Origin of the sequence: Dinoroseobacter sp. S375 (assembly GCF_049800775.1) — a bacterium.
Classification (GTDB): Bacteria; Pseudomonadota; Alphaproteobacteria; order Rhodobacterales; family Rhodobacteraceae; genus Dinoroseobacter.
On the sequence record NZ_JBNAFR010000001.1, the window covers coordinates 837,057 to 851,572 of the forward strand.

Below are 14,516 nucleotides of genomic sequence, written 5' to 3' on the forward strand. Positions count from 1 at the left end.
CAGCTTCTAGATACTTGGAATTGATTTTTCAAATGCTTCGCGCAGGCGCAGGGCCACCGGCGAGAGCTTCCGCGCCCCGTTCCAGGCAATGCCGACATCCATGGTGGGGATCGTCTCGACCAGATCAATCGTCTCGACCCGGCGCCCCTCCAGCGTCCAAGGGCGGTAGACCACGTCGCTCAGGATCGTCACCGCCTGACCGGAGGCGACAAGGCTGCGCACCGCTTCGATCGAGGCCGAGGTGAGCTTGATCTCCGGGTGCCCTGTCGCGTCGGTCCAATGGGCCAGCCCCTGCTTCTCGGCATCATCCGAGCGCAGGATCGCATATGGATAGCGCGCGACATCCGCCAGCGTCACCCGTTTCAACCGCGTCAGAGGATGATCGACGCTGACCCAGAGCCGCCGCTGGGACCGCCGAAAGGTCCGGCTTCTCAGCCCCAGATCCGGCGACAGGTTCGAGGTCAGGACCAATGCCAGATCCACACGATCCGCCAGCAGATCCTGCTCGAGCTGCGCGCGCAGATCTTCGGTCAGGGTCACGCAGACATGCGGATGCTCGCGCGAGAATTGCTCGATCACCGGCATGGCGAAATAGCTCGACAGGGTCCAGCTCATGCCGAGCCGCACCGTGCCCGTCAGGGTTTCATCCCGGGCCGAGACGCTTTTCATCGCCGCCTCGAAAGACGCGGCGATGGTCTGGGCATGGTGGCGGAACTGCTGTCCCGCCCGGGTCAGGCGCACGCCCGAGGGTAGACGTTCAAAGAGCGGCGTGCCAAGCAGCGCCTCCATATCCTTGATCGACAGGGTCACCGCCGATTGCGACACGTTGAGCGCCCGCGCCGCCGCAGACACTTGCCCAGCTTCGGACACGGCTAGGAAGTAGCGGATCTGGCGATGGGTCAGCATATGAGTTTTTCCAATTCAGGGCATAAGAAGCCTGTATTTTCAATGAGCGCTTCCGTCTGTCAAGCTCACCCCGGCCCCCGTGGGAGGATGTGATGACCGAAGGACCAGAGCCCAAGGACGACATGCCTAGCCATGCCCAGGACGAAGCCCGGGTCTTCGCCGCGCTGGAAGAAGCCGCCCGCGTGCGGGCCGCCGCGGATGCCCGGGACAGACTGGTGCTTGCCTCTGCGCGGCCATCGCGCCTGACACTGCGGCTGCGGGCCTGGTTGCGCGGCTCGCGCGGACCCTGACCTCCGGCGCAAGGTATTGGTAGCGCGCCCGAAACTCTGGCGATAACGTGAGGCCGTGCGCCACCGCGCCATCCGCCCGAATGAGGAGCCGACTGGATGAAATCGATCACCGAACCCGCCCGACATGTGGATGTCATCTTCGAAACCGATGTCGTCGTGGTCGGATCGGGGCCGGCCGGGCTCGCCGCCGCCCTCGCCGCGGCACGCTGCGGTGTGGATGTCGCTCTGGTCGAGCGGTTCGGCTGTTTCGGCGGCAATATCACCGCTGTCGGGGTCGAGGGATTTGCATGGTACCGCCATGAGGCCACCATCGAGGCAGGCGGCATCGGTCGCGAGTTCGAGGACCGGGCCAAGGCCATGGGCGCCGCCGTGCCCGAGAGCCAGTCCCTGAGCTATGAGCTCGACAGCGAGGGATTCAAGCTGGTCGCCGACCGGCTGGTGGAAGAGGCCGGGATCCACCCCATGCTCCACCGCCAGTTCGTCGCCCCGGTGATGGATGGTGATCGGGTGACCGGGATCATCACCGAGAGCAAAGCGGGACGCGAGGCGATCCTCGGCAAGGTGGTGATCGACGCCACGGGCGACGCCGATGTCGCCCACCGCGCGGGCGCGCCAACCTACAAGACCCCGCGCGAGGACATGATGGCCGCCTCGGTGATGTTCCATCTGGCCGGCGTCGACAAATCCGCTTTCATGGCCGGCATCCGGGACGATCCCCAGACCTACAAGGACTGGGATGGCGGCGGTGAATGGGCGATCGAGACCTCGGGCAAGGAGGACGACATGTTCTCGCCCTTCATCAAGAAGCCCTTCGACCGCGCCATCGAAGAGGGGCTGATCCCCGCCCATCTCAACACGATCGCGGGCACTTGGGGGGCGATGCATGACACGGGCGAACTGACTTATATGAACCTCGTGCACATGGATGAGGTGGACGGAACCGACCCCGACAGCCTGACGAAAGGCGAGATCGAGGGGCGACGGCAAGCGATGCTCGCCATCGATGCCCTGCGCCGCTACATGCCGGGCTGCGCCGGGGCGCGTCTGCGGAACTTCGGGATGACCGTGGGGATCCGCGACACCCGCAAGATCGATGCTGCCTATAACATGACCGAAACGGATGTGCGCGAGCAGGGCCGGTTCGAGGACAGCATCGGGATCTATCCCGAGTTCATCGACGGCTATGGCATTCTGATCCTGCCCACGACCGGGCGGTACATGCAGCTACCGTACCGGTCCCTCCTGCCGAAGAAGATCCAGGGGCTGCTGGTCGCCGGACGCTCCACCGGTGGAGACCGGATAGCCCACGCGGCCACGCGGAACATGTCCTGCTGCGCCGTGGTCGGACAGGCCGCGGGGGTCGCGGCCGCGCAGGTCGTCCGCTCCAACCGGGATTTCTCGGATGTGGATCTGACGGCCGTGCGCGGAGAGCTCGACCGGCAGGGGATGCGGGTCCACTAGCTACCAGCCGAAGCGGTCCCGGATCCGGTAGACCAGCACGGAGGGCGCGAGAAACCACGGGCTGCCCGTATAAAAAGGCTGCGTCGGCACGGGCACCCGCCCGGTCCAGGGCAATTCGGTTTCGGCCCCTGCGAGCCGCCGCCCGATCCGGTGGCCGAGATAGCCCGCCATCCCCACCCCGGAGCCGCAATAGCCCATTGCGTAATGCAACCCGTCCTCCGCGCCCGTATGGGCCAGCGTGTCAAAGCTGAAGGCGACGGTCCCGCTCCAGGAATGGCTGATGCGGGTGCCCGCGAGTTCGGGGAAGAGCTTCACCAGCTCGCGCAGAAGGATCGGCCCCGTGCGGTCCGGATCCGCCTCGGCGAGCGAGACACGCCCCCCGAACAGGATCCGCGTACGATCCGGCGAAGGGCGGTAGTAATAGACCAGCTTGCGCGTGTCCGACAGGATCCGGTCCGTGGGAAAGAGCCGGTCCATCAAGCCCGGATCGAGCGGCTCGGTCGCGATCACATAGGACCCGATAGGGATGACCCGCCTCTGATGCCAGGGCGAGAGGGGGCCGCCATAGCCATTCGTGGCCAGGACCACCTGCCCTGCCCGCAGCGCGCCCCGCGCCGTGCGCAGGCGAAACCCGGGGCGCAGACGCTCCAGCTCGGTCACCCGGCAATGCGGGATGATCTGCACCCCGGCCGCGCGGCACAGGCGCATCAGCCCCGCATGGTATTTCCCCGGATCGAGGCTGGCATGGCGCGGAAAAACCACGCCGCCATGATAGGCCTCGGTCCCCAGTTCCGCCGCCATCTCGGCGCGCGGCACCAGATAGGCGCCGGTTTCAAAGGCCGGGTTGGGGGCCGTGACCTCGCGGGCCAGCTGATCATAGCTTTTGGCCAGATGCGCGCCGTGGAACCGCCCGACCTCGCGAAAGGATGCGTCGATCCCCTTGGCAGCAATGAAATCGCGGGTGAAATCCAGCGAGGCTTGCCCGTCGCGCAGGATGCCCTCGGCGGTCTCGGCCCCGTAGCGTTTGACCAACGTCCCGTAACCGGGCTTCACACTGGTCGAGACCTGCCCGCCATTGCGCGTGCTGCACCCCCAGCCCGGAGCCTCGGCCTCCAGCACGACAGTGGACAGCCCGGCCCGAGCGGCCTGCAACGCCGCGTGCAGGCCCGTATAGCCCGAACCGATGACGGCCACATCCGCCTCTGCTGGCAGTTCCGGCACGGGCGCGGTGCCGAGCGGTGCGGCCTCCCACCAATAGGGGGTCGGAGTGTAGTCCTCGGCAAAGACCGACGCCGCCGCCATGGGCGAGGCTAGGTCTTCTCGGGCCGCTGGACCGCAACCGAGATCAGCGCCAGAAGACCGGACCCCACCATCAGGAAGAACGACACCGCGTTCAGCACCGGGGTCGAGCCGACCTTGGCCATGCGGTCGTACATGGTGATGGTCAGCGGGCTCTCGGAACCGACAAGGAAGAGCGTGGTGTTGAAATTCTCGAACGACACGAGGAACGCCACGATCCCCGAGGCGATCATCGCGGGCCGCAGGAAGGGCAGCGTGATGGTCCAGAGCACCCGCGCCCGACTGGCCCCGAGGTTGAACGCAGCCTCCTCGAGCGAGACATCGAACTTGCGCAGGCGCGCCACGATCACCAGCGACGAGATCGTCGTGATGAAGGAAAACTGCCCCAGCACCACGAGGAACAGCCCCGGCCGCAGGAATTCCAGTTCGATCCCCAGCACATCATCCGCCGAATTGGCCATGTTGCTCGCCATCACGAGGATCGAGATCCCGAGGATCACGCCGGGAATGACCAGCGGCACGATCATCAGGATGTAGAAGAAGTTCTTGTAGGGAAACTCCCGCCGCACGAAGAGGAACGCATTGGTCGTGCCCACCGCCACCGACAGCGTGGCCACCATCAGGGCGATCACGAAGGAATAATAGAGCCCCCGCAACAGCCTGCGATCATGGAACATGCCCAGCTTCGGCTCGGTATCGTTGAAGAACCAGTCCAGGGTGAAGCCCTGCCACGGCAGCGCCGGAAAGAGCGAGTCGTTGAACGCAAAGGTTCCCGCCGCGACCAGCGGGGCCGCAAGGAAGATGAAGAACGCCACCACATAGAGCCGGTAGCCAAAGAGAAGTGCGCGGTTGCTGTTTGCCATTGCCATATCCGCCCCCTCAGGTCTTTGCGACCGTGTTGGCCAGGGATTGCCCGCTCAACCGCAGGCCCAGCCAGACCACAAGCGATGTGAAGGCCAGCAGCAGGAAGCCAAAAGCCGCGCCGGATTCCCAGTTGAACCGGGTGATGAACTGGTCATAGATCTGCTCGGTGAACCAGCTGGAATTCTTGCCCCCCAGAAGGATCGGCGTCAGGTAACTGCCCGCCGTCAGCATGAAGACCACGATGCAGCCCGCCACGATGCCGGGCATGGCATAGGGGATGATGATCCGCCGGAGCACGGTCAACGTGCTGCCCCCGAGGTTGTAGCCCGCCTCGATCATGTCATCGCCCATCCCATCGAGGGTCGAGACCAGCGGCACGATCATGAAGAGGATAACCGTATAGACGAGCCCCACGACCACCGTGACGTCGTTATAGAGGAACTCGATCCCTTCGCTGGTCATACCGCTCCAGATCAGGATGCTCGACACCACGCCCGTCTCGCGCAACAGCAGGATCCAGCCAAAGGCCCGGATCAGGTCGCTGACCCAAAGCGGGATCAGGCACATTAGGAACAGAGCCCCGCGCGACCGCCGCCCGGCGATCTTGGCGATGTAATAGGCGATCGGAAAGCCGATCACCAAGGCCAGCGCCGTGACCAGCAACGACATGGACCCGGTCCGCAGAAGCGTGTTCCAGTAGATCGGCTCGTTGATGAAATCGATGTAGTTGCCGAACCCGAACTCGTAGACCCGGGGCGCCACCTTCTCGCGCAGCGAGAGGGCGATCATGCCCAGATGGGGCAGGATGATCAGCAACACGATCCAGAGCGCGAAAGGCGCGAAGAGCAGGATCAGCGAAAGGCGTTTGGCATCCGAACTCATGGCCCGCTCACACCGCAAAGCACATGGATTGCTCCTGCGCCCAGTTCAGCGCCACCGGATCGCCCGCGCGCAGGTCATTGCCCCCGCCGGTCACCACCACATCGGCCTCGATCAACTGCCCCGCCGGACTGCGGACCAGCACGCGGCTGTTCGCGCCATTGAAGAGGACACTGTCCACGGTTCCGGAATAGGTGTTCTCGGCGCCCGCAGCCCCCTGATCTGCCGGGGTGGCAGCGATGAACTCGGGCCGCACGAAGACCTCGACCGCGTCGCCCTCGGCCACCGCCCGGTCGCCGTAGCCCGTGGCGACGACGCTCAGCCCGGCCTCGGTCTCGACCTTGATGCCCTCGGCGCTCACCTGCGTCGCGCGGCCTTTCCAACGGTTGGAATCGCCCACGAACCCGGCCACGAAGGCCGTGCGCGGCGCATGGTAGAGCTCTTCGGGGCGGCCCACCTGCTCGAACCGGCCGGCATTCATGACCGCCACGTAGTCGGACATGACGAGGGCTTCGGACTGGTCATGGGTGATATAAACAAAGGTGGTGTCGAACTGGTGCTGCAGCAGCTTCAGCTCGATCTTCATCGCCTCGCGCAGCTTCAGATCCAGCGCGCCCAGCGGTTCATCCAGCAACAGCACATCCGGGTTCAGCGCCATGCAGCGCGCGATGGCGATCCGCTGCTTCTGGCCACCCGAGAGCTGATGGATCTCGCGTCGGGCCAGATCCGGCAGGGCCACACGGTCGAGCACATCCGAGACCTTCTGCGCGATCTCCTCCTTCGAGGCCCCGGCACAGCGCAGCCCGTAGGCGATGTTTTCATAGACATCCATCATCGGGAAGAGCGCCAGATGCTGGAACACCATCTTCACGTTGCGCTTGTTCGGCGGCACCGAAAGGACGGATTTCCCCTTGATCGCGATATCGCCGCGCGACGGGGTTTCGAACCCGGCAATCATCCGCATCAGCGTGGTCTTGCCACAGCCGGAGGGGCCAAGGATGGAAAAGAAGGTTCCGCTCGGGATCTGGAAAGAGACGTTATCCACGGCGCGAAAATCGCCGAAATCCTTGTGGAGACCCGTACATTCGAGGTCAAGGGTGTCCGCAGCTGTCATGTGGTCCCGAACTTGCAATCAAGAAATGTCAAAAGGAGAGAGGGGCGCCGCGCTGTCGCGACGCCCCAGTTGCGAGTGCGCAAGGATCAGCCGCCCGTGGCCGCCTTGATCTTCTCAAGCGCCTTGCCTTCCATGTCCTCCACGCCCGGGGGAATGTTGGCAAAGAACTTCAGGTTGGCGATGTCCTCTTCGGTGAAGGCCGCGTTCACAGCTTTCTTCTTGTCCTCGGGCAGCAGATCCGCACCGCCCGGCACAGCCGCGATCGCGCCGGTGCTGCCGGACATGATCGAGATGTTCTCGGGCTGCATGACGAAGTTGATCCACTTGTAGGCCGCGTCATCCGCCTTGCCCTTGGCCGGGATCACGAAGGTGTCGATCCAGGTCAGCGCGCCGGTCTCTGGCGGGATGAAGACGATGTTTTCGTTCTGGTTGAACAGCTTATACGCGGTCGAATCCCAGGTCTCGGAGGCCACGATCTCGCCCGACAGCATCATCGCCGAGAGGTCGTCGCCGCCCTGCCAATAGGCTTTGATGTTCGCCTTGCACTCGATCAGCTTGTCCGCCACCCGGTCCAGCAGGTCCTGATAGGCGTCCAGATCGGAATACATCGCGAAGGGGTCCTCGCCCATGGCGAAGGCGGTCCCCAGCAGGATCGTGCGGCGCAGACGCATGGAGGTCTTGCCCGCATAGGCCGGGTTGCACAGATCGTCCCAGCCGGAGACATCCGGCGCGACGGACACATCCGCCATCAGACCGGAGGTGCCCCACTGATGCGGCACGGCGTAGACCTCGCCGTCGATGGTTGTGTTGCCCTTCACCGCGTCCAGATGGACCGAGGACATCACGCTGGTATCGATCATCGACAGGTCGAGCGGCTTGTAGATCTCGTATTCGAGCTGTGCGGCATAGATCCGGTCATGGCTCGGCTGTGCCAGATCGAAGCCCGCGCCGCCGGTGGCGCGCAGCTTGGCGATCATCTCTTCGTTGTTGGAGAAGGTCACCTCGACGGTGATGTCCGGATATTGCGCTTCGAATTTGTCAACAAGCGCTTCGGGGGCATAGGAGCCCCAGGTCAGCAGTCGCAGCGTCTCGGCGGAGACCGCCGTGGACGTCAATGCGGTGGAGGCCGCGAGGCCCATTACGAGTAGGTATGATTTCATGAATTGCGCTCCCTGAATAATTGACGGTGTCTTTTTGCAGACATCCGATACGCAACGGTAGGTCAGATCTGGATGGTTGTCGTCACCCGAGCCACACTCCCTGAACGGGAGCCTAGCCGCCGCCCGGGCTTTCAACAAGCGCCCAATTTCCAAAGCTTAGCGTCCCGGTATGACAGGCGGTTGACAGGCCTCCGACCAGTTACGGCTTTGGGCCGGGCGCGTGCGCGCCGCCAGCGGCGGGTGCCGTTGCGGAGGCGGGCCAGGCCGCACGCGGCGGCGGGCCCGCCCGGGCGCCCCCTAGTCCAGCTGATATCCCGGGGTCGAGCGCGAGATCGCAAGTTCTTCGTCACTCATATCCTCGGCGATCTCCTCGAAGAGCGGGGTCGAGAGATAGCGCTCGCCGGTGTCAGGCAGCATGCAGAGCAGAACCGAGCCCTCGGGCGCGGTTTTGGCGACCTGCTGCGCAATCGCGAAGGTGGAGCCACCGGAGATTCCGGTCAGGATCCCCTCTTTCTGGGCGAGCTTGCGGGCCCAGGCGATGCCATCCGCCCCGGCAACCGGCAAAAGCGCGTCGTAATAGTCGGCGTCCAGCGCCTCCTGCAGCACTTTGGGGATGAAATCGGGGGTCCAGCCCTGGATCGGGTGCGGCTCGAACGCATGGTGGCTGACCGCTGGTTGGCCCGCCGCATTGCGCTCCTGGGCGGTGCCGCTGGCGACCAGCTGCGCATTGGCCGGCTCAGTGAGGATGATCTTGGTCTCGGGGCGCGCCTTGCGCAGGACCCGGCCCAGCCCGGTCACCGTCCCGCCGGTCCCGTAGCCGGTGATGATGTAATGCAGCGGCGCGCCCTCGAAATCGCTGAGGATCTCCTGCGCCGTGGTGTTCTCGTGGATCGTGGCATTCGCTGCGGTTTCAAACTGGCTCGCGAGGAACCAGCCATTCGCCTCGGCCAGCTCCACCGCCTTGCGATACATGCCGATCCCCTTCTCGGCCCGCGGTGTCAGCACCACCTGCGCCCCCAAAAGCCGCATCAGCCGCCGCCGCTCGACCGAGAAACTGTCGGCCATGGTGATGACCAGCGGATACCCCTTCTGGGCGCAGACCATCGCGAGGCCGATCCCGGTATTGCCCGAGGTCGCCTCGACCACCGTTTGCCCCGGCTTGAGGGTGCCATTGGCCTCGGCGGTCTCGATGATGCTCAGCGCAAGCCGGTCCTTGACCGAGGCGGCCGGGTTGAAGAACTCGGCCTTCACGTAAAGCGTGACGCCTTCGGGCGCGAGGTTGTTGATCCGAATGGTTGGCGTGTTGCCGACGGTTTCGAGGATCGAGTCGTAGCGTGTGCCCCGACCTGTGGTTGTGCGCGCGGTCATGGTGGGCCCTCCTGTCTGGACTGCCCAGGGCGCATCACCGTCGCGCGCCAGGGCAGAGTACCGCCCACATCCGGGCGCACCTTCTTCCGGGGCCAGCTTAGGTCAAGAACCGACCAGATCGCAAATGGCCGGGCGCCGGGGCGCTAGCGCGCGGCCTCGGCATCCTTGGCGGTGCCATAGCTCGGCAGGTCAGCGGCGCTCTTGCCATGGGCCGCCATGAGCGTGTCGCGAACAAAGGCGATATGGGCGGTCTCTTCGATGATCTCGGCCAGGTACTGGGCCGCGGTCAGGGTCTTGCCCACACCGATGGTCCCGTGATTGGCCAGCACCGCCGCCCGCACCGACGCGTCGCGAAAGACCGGGCTGATCTCGACCTCGGTCTGGGGCCCGCCATTTTCCGACAAGGGGATGAGCGGCATGCGCCCGATCTTCTCGATGGTCTGGACGGTCAGGCAGGGGATCTCGATCCCGGCGCTGGCATAGCCGGTCGCCCAGGGGCTGTGGCAATGGACGATGGCGTTGATATCGGGCCGGATCCGGTAGAGGTCGAGATGGAAATCCAGATCCTTGGACGGCTTGAAGGATGACGGCTCGATCGTGCCGTCCAGATGCACCACCTGCAGGTTGTCCCGCGAGCATTCGGCAAACCCGACCCCCGAGGGCTTGATCACGATGGCCTCGGCGGAGGACAGGCGCACCGAGAGGTTCCCGCCCGCATTGGTCTGCAGACCCAGATCAAAACAGCGCTGCGCCGACCAGATCAGCGCGTCTTTCTTGGCCTCGACATCGGAGGGGTCAATCATGTCAGGGTTCCTTTGTGATCTCTGCAAGCGCATCGGCGGCGGCGTGGGCCACCTCTGCATCGTTGATATGGCCGGGCAGCCGGGTGACCGGGACATGGGTCTCGAGCCGGTCGGCAAAGAGGTGGCGCAGGGCGGGGCTTTCGACCGCGCCGCCGGGCCGGTCCTCGGAGGAAAAGCCACCCATGGGGATCAGGACACGCTGCGGCGCGGTGGATCCGGCAAGGGCTGCGCCAAGGATATCGGCGCAGCGGGCCATCTCCGCCTCGGAGCATTGGACATGGGTGAAGAGCGGCGAATGGGCGTAATGGGGCCGCGCGCGATAGATCTCAGGCATCAGGCTGGCCTCGCCCAATCCGATCACATTCACCGCGCCCGGCAGCACGACCCGGGGCAGATGGCCCATGCCGGTGAACCGGTTCGGCATCTCGGCATGGATCCCGGCCACATGACAGCGGGTGAGCTCATGCGGGGTGTAATCCACCACCCCCTTGAAGGCACCGATCTCGGCCCAGCGGGTGAAGGCCGCGCCACCAAAGCCATTGGCGTGGAACACCGTGACCTCATGCCCGTCCTCGGTCAGGCGCTGGCGCAGCGCATCCGTGCCCGGACCCGTCACCCCCAGAGAGGTCACGCCGACCGAAGGGGTCAGCGGCGCGTCGCCCGTGGCGGGCAAGGCCCCGCGCAGGCCCGCCGCAATGGCCGCGGCACGGTCCAGCACATCGCGCGTCGTGGCGTTCAGCCCGCATAGATCGGCGATGGTCGGCACCAGCACGATCGCATTGTCGGCAATCACATAGCGTGGATCAAAAGGCAGCGTCGTGACCAGCAGCTTGGGCATCATCGCCGGGAGGGAATGCAGCACCTTGAGCGCGATCTGCCCACCAGTCCCGCCCCCGAGGGCGACCACGAGGCGCGGCGCCTTGGCCGAGGCCGCCGCGATCTCGGCGATGGCGCGCTTGGCGGCGGCTTCCATCCCGGCGAGCTTCTCTTCGGGGGACCAGTGCACCCCCTCCGCGTTCAGCGAGATATCGCAGCGGCGCACCGTCAGACCCGCCGCCTCCATCGCGCGGGAGATATACTCGGTCTCCTCCCGCTTGGTGTCGAACGTGGCCAGTAGCAGGACGGACATCAGCCTTTGACAGCTCCAGCAGTCATGCCGGTGATGATCTGACGGCTTGCGACAAAGGTAAAGATGATCGGCGGGATCGCCAGCAGCATCCCCGTCGCCATGATCACCCCCCAATCGATGTCAAACTCGGTCAGAGAGTTCACGATGGTGACCGGCACCGTGCGGCTGTTGCGATCCGCCAGCGCGTTGGCCAGCAGGAACTCGTTCCACGCCACCCGGAAGGTAAAGATCGACGCCGCCGCGATGCCCGGCTTGATCAACGGAAGCACCACGAGGAAGAACACCTGGAACGGGCCCGCACCATCCATCCGCGCAGCCTCTTCGAGCTGGATCGGGACCTGCACGATGAAGCTCTGCAGGATCCAGATCACGAAGGGCAGGTTCAGGGCCACATAGACGAGGATGATCCCGCCCCGTGTCCCGTCGATCCCGAACTGGAACGTCCAGATGCCAAATACCGGCACCAGAAGGACCGCCGGCGGCACCATCCGCATCATCAGCGTCCAGATCGACACCACATCGCGCCCCATGAAGCGGAACCGGACCAGCGCATAGGCCGCCATTGTCCCGATCACCAACGTGATGCCCGTCGAGATCAGCCCGATGATCAGCGAGTTGGTCAGCGCCCGCCCAAAGGTCGGATCGCAGCGCCGCAGATGCTCGGGCTCGTACCACAGGAAGTCACACAGCGCGGTCTCGTAGTTCCGCAGGGTGGGCATGAAGAACAGGCTGGAGCTGTCGGACATGATGTCCACGTTAAGCTTCAGCGAGGTGACCAGCATCAGGTAGATCGGACCCACCGCCATCAGCACCAGCGCCACGAGCAGCGCATAGAAAGCCGGGTTCTGCCGGTCGTAGGTCTGGGAGCTCATGCCTCTTCCTCCACCGCGCGCAGCCGGGCGGCGCGGGCGTCCTGGGCTTTGTTGTAGATGAACATCGCGAAGGTCAGGATCAGCAGCACGATGAGCAGCAGGTTCGACATGGCCGCAGCCTCGCCAAGTTCTCGGAATTCCGACGCGGTTCGATTGATCCTGAGGGACAGGATCTCGGTCGACAGGCCCGGGCCGCCATTGGTCATCACGAGGATCACCTCCAGCACCTTGAAGCTGTCGATCAGTCGCAAGAGCAGCGTCACGATCAACACCGGCAGCATCAGGGGCAGCTTGATGTAGACGATCTGCTGCCATCCGGTCGCGCCGTCGATCTTGCTTGCCTCGATGGCCGAGGATGGCAGAGATTGCAGGGCGGCGAGCGACAGGATAAAAATGAACGGGGTCCATTGCCAGATGTCGGCGATGATCACCGAGGCAAAGGCCCAAGACCCGTCCGACAACCATGGCACGCTGTCAAACCCGAGCGACGTCAGCGTCTTGTTAAAGATGCCCACCGTCGGGTGGTACATGTAGCGCCACATCAGGCCCACCACGATCGGTGCGATCATCATCGGCAGGATGAAGAGCGTGCGCAGCACCGACATCCCCCGGATATTCCGGTCCAGAAGCAGCGCAAGACCGACCCCGATGATCATCTCGAGCGTCACGACAATCCCGGCGAATTTCAGGGTGACCCACAGGCTCTCGCGGAAGTTCGGATCGCCGAACAGTTTGATGTAGTTCCGGATCCCGACGAAATCCGCCTCGCCGATCCTCTGGCTGGGGTTCCAGTCCAGAAAGCTGGCATAGATCATGTAGCAGATCGGGTAGAACAGCGCGACGGCCAGCACCAGAGCCGCAGGCGCGAGGAACATATACGGGGTCAGACGGGAGGCGCGCGCGAGGGACATGGGCTGGGGCCTTTTCAAGAAGGGTCACCTGACCGACCGCAAGGGCCGGTCAGGTGCGGGGAGGAGGCTTACTGCCAGGTGTAGTACCCGGCCTCATCCATCACCGCGCGGGCGCGCTCTGCGACACCATCCAGTGCTTCCTGGATGTCGAGATCCTCGGTCAGGACCTGGCTGAGCGTCGTGCCGATATCGGCGTTGATCTTGCCCCATGTCGGGATGATCGGACGCCAGTCGGGATCAGCATGTTTCAGCGCTTCACCAAAGGTCGCCGAATAAGGGAACTTCTCGTTCAGCTCGGCATTCTGATAGGTCGAGAAACGCGAGGGGTTCCCGCCTTCCATGGCCACGGCCAGATCGCCTTCCTTGGAGGTCAGCCACTGCATCAGCAGGAAGGCCGCTTCCTTGTTCTGGGCGTTCTTCGGGATGGCGATACCGAAGCCACCGGTCTGGCTGCCGCGCCGCACACCTTCGGGATGCAGGGCATAGCCGACCTTGCCGGCCACCTTGGACTGGCTCGGATCCTCGAACCCGGCGGCAAAGGCGATGGAGTCCATGAACATGGCCGCCTGGCCTTGCTTGAACGCCGCCGCCGCTTCGGCCGGACCAAAGGTCGTGCTGCCCTCGGGGCCGCAATCCACGATGGTCTTCAGGGCGTTGGCCGCAGCCACCCCGGCCTCGTTGTTGATGATCGGGTTCCAGCTGTCGTCAAAGACCCGCCCGCCGAGCGGCGCGAGGTGCAGCAGGAAGGCGTGGCTCGCCTGGTGACCCGATGCCGCGCGGGAGGCCATGCCGCCCATGCCCGGCTCAACCTCAGGGATCTTGCAGGCCGCGTCGAGCAGTTGGTTATAGGTTTCGGGCGCGGCGATGCCGTGCTTCTCGAAGATGTCCTTGCGATAGGCCAGAACCGAGGTCTCAGACCCGAAGGGAATCCCGAAGGCCGAGCCCAGCTTGCCCGGCAGATAGCCCTTCTGGCCGCCCGCGACGCCGATATTCTCGACATAGCCGTCAATCAGATCGGCCTGGTCGTAGTTCGGATCCGCCAGCTTGGGGTTCATGAAATACTTGGCGAGGTTCTCGAGCTGATCGGCAAAGACGTAATCCGCCTTGGAGAACACCACATAGGCGATCAGGTCATAATCGCCCTCATCCTTGGTCAGCTCCAGCGTCTGGCGCTCGCGCATCTTGAGGTATTGCAACTGGTCGACCTCGACCTCGATACCGGTCTGCTCGGTGAACTCGGGCAGCACGTTCATCACCGCGTTGTAATGCGGGTGTGCCGGGAAGTTCACCACCAGCGTGGTTCCCGCATAGGGCGCGTAGGGGTCCGAATGGCCCGCCGCCATGGCAAAGCCACCGCTGAATGTAAGGGCCACGGCCGCCGCAGCGGACCAGACCTTGGACGTGTGTCGTGTCATGTCATCCTCCCAGATGTTGATCGACCGCCTGCGCGGCCATCCTGC

Annotated in this window: 14 protein-coding genes; 2 read left to right on the forward strand and 12 right to left on the reverse strand. The window is 64.5% G+C overall.

Going from position 1 to position 14,516, the window contains the following annotated elements; translation table 11 throughout:
• Nucleotides 1–6 precede the first annotated feature (6 nt).
• On the reverse strand, nucleotides 7–906 hold the full coding sequence (locus ACP150_RS04020) for a LysR family transcriptional regulator (RefSeq protein ID WP_424965255.1): 900 nt from the start codon (nucleotides 904–906) through the stop codon (nucleotides 7–9).
• A 92-nt stretch (nucleotides 907–998) separates the two neighbouring features.
• Here ACP150_RS04020 and ACP150_RS04025 point away from each other — a divergent pair, with 92 nt between their 5' ends.
• Nucleotides 999–1,196 (forward strand): hypothetical protein, encoded by a 198-nt coding sequence (locus ACP150_RS04025; protein ID WP_424965256.1) that lies wholly within the window; start codon nucleotides 999–1,001, stop codon nucleotides 1,194–1,196.
• Nucleotides 1,197–1,292: 96 nt separating this feature from the next.
• Nucleotides 1,293–2,657: an FAD-dependent oxidoreductase gene (locus ACP150_RS04030; protein WP_424965257.1), complete on the forward strand. Its 1,365-nt coding sequence runs from the start codon at nucleotides 1,293–1,295 to the stop codon at nucleotides 2,655–2,657.
• On the opposite strand, the gene ACP150_RS04035 is transcribed toward ACP150_RS04030, so the two are convergent.
• From ACP150_RS04035 to ACP150_RS04085, 11 genes are all read right to left on the reverse strand, one after another.
• Nucleotides 2,658–3,959 (reverse strand): NAD(P)/FAD-dependent oxidoreductase, encoded by a 1,302-nt coding sequence (locus ACP150_RS04035; protein ID WP_424965258.1) that lies wholly within the window; start codon nucleotides 3,957–3,959, stop codon nucleotides 2,658–2,660.
• A gap of 8 nt (nucleotides 3,960–3,967) precedes the next feature.
• Nucleotides 3,968–4,819, reverse strand: coding sequence for an ABC transporter permease (locus ACP150_RS04040; protein ID WP_424965259.1), 852 nt, complete (start codon nucleotides 4,817–4,819; stop codon nucleotides 3,968–3,970).
• A gap of 16 nt (nucleotides 4,820–4,835) precedes the next feature.
• Nucleotides 4,836–5,702, reverse strand: coding sequence for an ABC transporter permease (locus ACP150_RS04045; protein WP_424965260.1), 867 nt, complete (start codon nucleotides 5,700–5,702; stop codon nucleotides 4,836–4,838).
• 7 nt (nucleotides 5,703–5,709) lie between these two features.
• The gene (locus ACP150_RS04050) at nucleotides 5,710–6,813 is read right to left on the reverse strand and encodes an ABC transporter ATP-binding protein (RefSeq protein ID WP_424965261.1); all 1,104 of its coding nucleotides are present in this window, start codon (nucleotides 6,811–6,813) and stop codon (nucleotides 5,710–5,712) included.
• Nucleotides 6,814–6,899: 86 nt separating this feature from the next.
• Nucleotides 6,900–7,973 (reverse strand): extracellular solute-binding protein, encoded by a 1,074-nt coding sequence (locus ACP150_RS04055; protein WP_424965262.1) that lies wholly within the window; start codon nucleotides 7,971–7,973, stop codon nucleotides 6,900–6,902.
• Nucleotides 7,974–8,270: 297 nt separating this feature from the next.
• Nucleotides 8,271–9,341, reverse strand: coding sequence for a PLP-dependent cysteine synthase family protein (locus ACP150_RS04060; RefSeq protein ID WP_424965263.1), 1,071 nt, complete (start codon nucleotides 9,339–9,341; stop codon nucleotides 8,271–8,273).
• Between the two features lie 143 nt (nucleotides 9,342–9,484).
• Entirely contained in the window at nucleotides 9,485–10,144 is a 660-nt protein-coding gene (locus ACP150_RS04065; protein WP_424965264.1) for a class II aldolase/adducin family protein, read from the reverse strand.
• Nucleotide 10,145: 1 nt separating this feature from the next.
• Entirely contained in the window at nucleotides 10,146–11,273 is a 1,128-nt protein-coding gene (locus ACP150_RS04070) for a Tm-1-like ATP-binding domain-containing protein (RefSeq protein WP_424965265.1), read from the reverse strand.
• Nucleotides 11,273–12,145, reverse strand: coding sequence for a carbohydrate ABC transporter permease (locus ACP150_RS04075; protein WP_424965266.1), 873 nt, complete (start codon nucleotides 12,143–12,145; stop codon nucleotides 11,273–11,275). Before ACP150_RS04075 ends, ACP150_RS04070 begins: the two co-directional genes overlap by 1 nt.
• Entirely contained in the window at nucleotides 12,142–13,056 is a 915-nt protein-coding gene (locus tag ACP150_RS04080; RefSeq protein WP_424965267.1) for a carbohydrate ABC transporter permease, read from the reverse strand. The genes ACP150_RS04075 and ACP150_RS04080 overlap by 4 nt, the downstream gene beginning before the upstream one ends.
• A 68-nt stretch (nucleotides 13,057–13,124) precedes the next feature.
• Nucleotides 13,125–14,471: an extracellular solute-binding protein gene (locus ACP150_RS04085; RefSeq protein WP_424965268.1), complete on the reverse strand. Its 1,347-nt coding sequence runs from the start codon at nucleotides 14,469–14,471 to the stop codon at nucleotides 13,125–13,127.
• Between the last annotated feature and the right edge of the window lie 45 nt (nucleotides 14,472–14,516).

Excerpts from the sequence above, each read along its gene's own strand:
- ACP150_RS04055 (WP_424965262.1), bottom strand. The coding sequence starts at position 7,973 with ATGAAATCATACCTACTCGTAATGGGCCTCGCGGCCTCCACCGCATTG.
- ACP150_RS04060 (WP_424965263.1), bottom strand. The coding sequence starts at position 9,341 with ATGACCGCGCGCACAACCACAGGTCGGGGCACACGCTACGACTCGATC.
- ACP150_RS04075 (WP_424965266.1), bottom strand. The coding sequence starts at position 12,145 with ATGAGCTCCCAGACCTACGACCGGCAGAACCCGGCTTTCTATGCGCTG.
- ACP150_RS04065 (WP_424965264.1), bottom strand. The coding sequence starts at position 10,144 with ATGATTGACCCCTCCGATGTCGAGGCCAAGAAAGACGCGCTGATCTGG.
- ACP150_RS04050 (WP_424965261.1), bottom strand. The coding sequence starts at position 6,813 with ATGACAGCTGCGGACACCCTTGACCTCGAATGTACGGGTCTCCACAAG.
- ACP150_RS04085 (WP_424965268.1), bottom strand. The coding sequence starts at position 14,471 with ATGACACGACACACGTCCAAGGTCTGGTCCGCTGCGGCGGCCGTGGCC.
- ACP150_RS04030 (WP_424965257.1), top strand. The coding sequence starts at position 1,293 with ATGAAATCGATCACCGAACCCGCCCGACATGTGGATGTCATCTTCGAA.
- ACP150_RS04040 (WP_424965259.1), bottom strand. The coding sequence starts at position 4,819 with ATGGCAAACAGCAACCGCGCACTTCTCTTTGGCTACCGGCTCTATGTG.
- ACP150_RS04035 (WP_424965258.1), bottom strand. The coding sequence starts at position 3,959 with ATGGCGGCGGCGTCGGTCTTTGCCGAGGACTACACTCCGACCCCCTAT.
- ACP150_RS04020 (WP_424965255.1), bottom strand. The coding sequence starts at position 906 with ATGCTGACCCATCGCCAGATCCGCTACTTCCTAGCCGTGTCCGAAGCT.
- ACP150_RS04080 (WP_424965267.1), bottom strand. The coding sequence starts at position 13,056 with ATGTCCCTCGCGCGCGCCTCCCGTCTGACCCCGTATATGTTCCTCGCG.
- ACP150_RS04045 (WP_424965260.1), bottom strand. The coding sequence starts at position 5,702 with ATGAGTTCGGATGCCAAACGCCTTTCGCTGATCCTGCTCTTCGCGCCT.
- ACP150_RS04025 (WP_424965256.1), top strand. The coding sequence starts at position 999 with ATGACCGAAGGACCAGAGCCCAAGGACGACATGCCTAGCCATGCCCAG.
- ACP150_RS04070 (WP_424965265.1), bottom strand. The coding sequence starts at position 11,273 with ATGTCCGTCCTGCTACTGGCCACGTTCGACACCAAGCGGGAGGAGACC.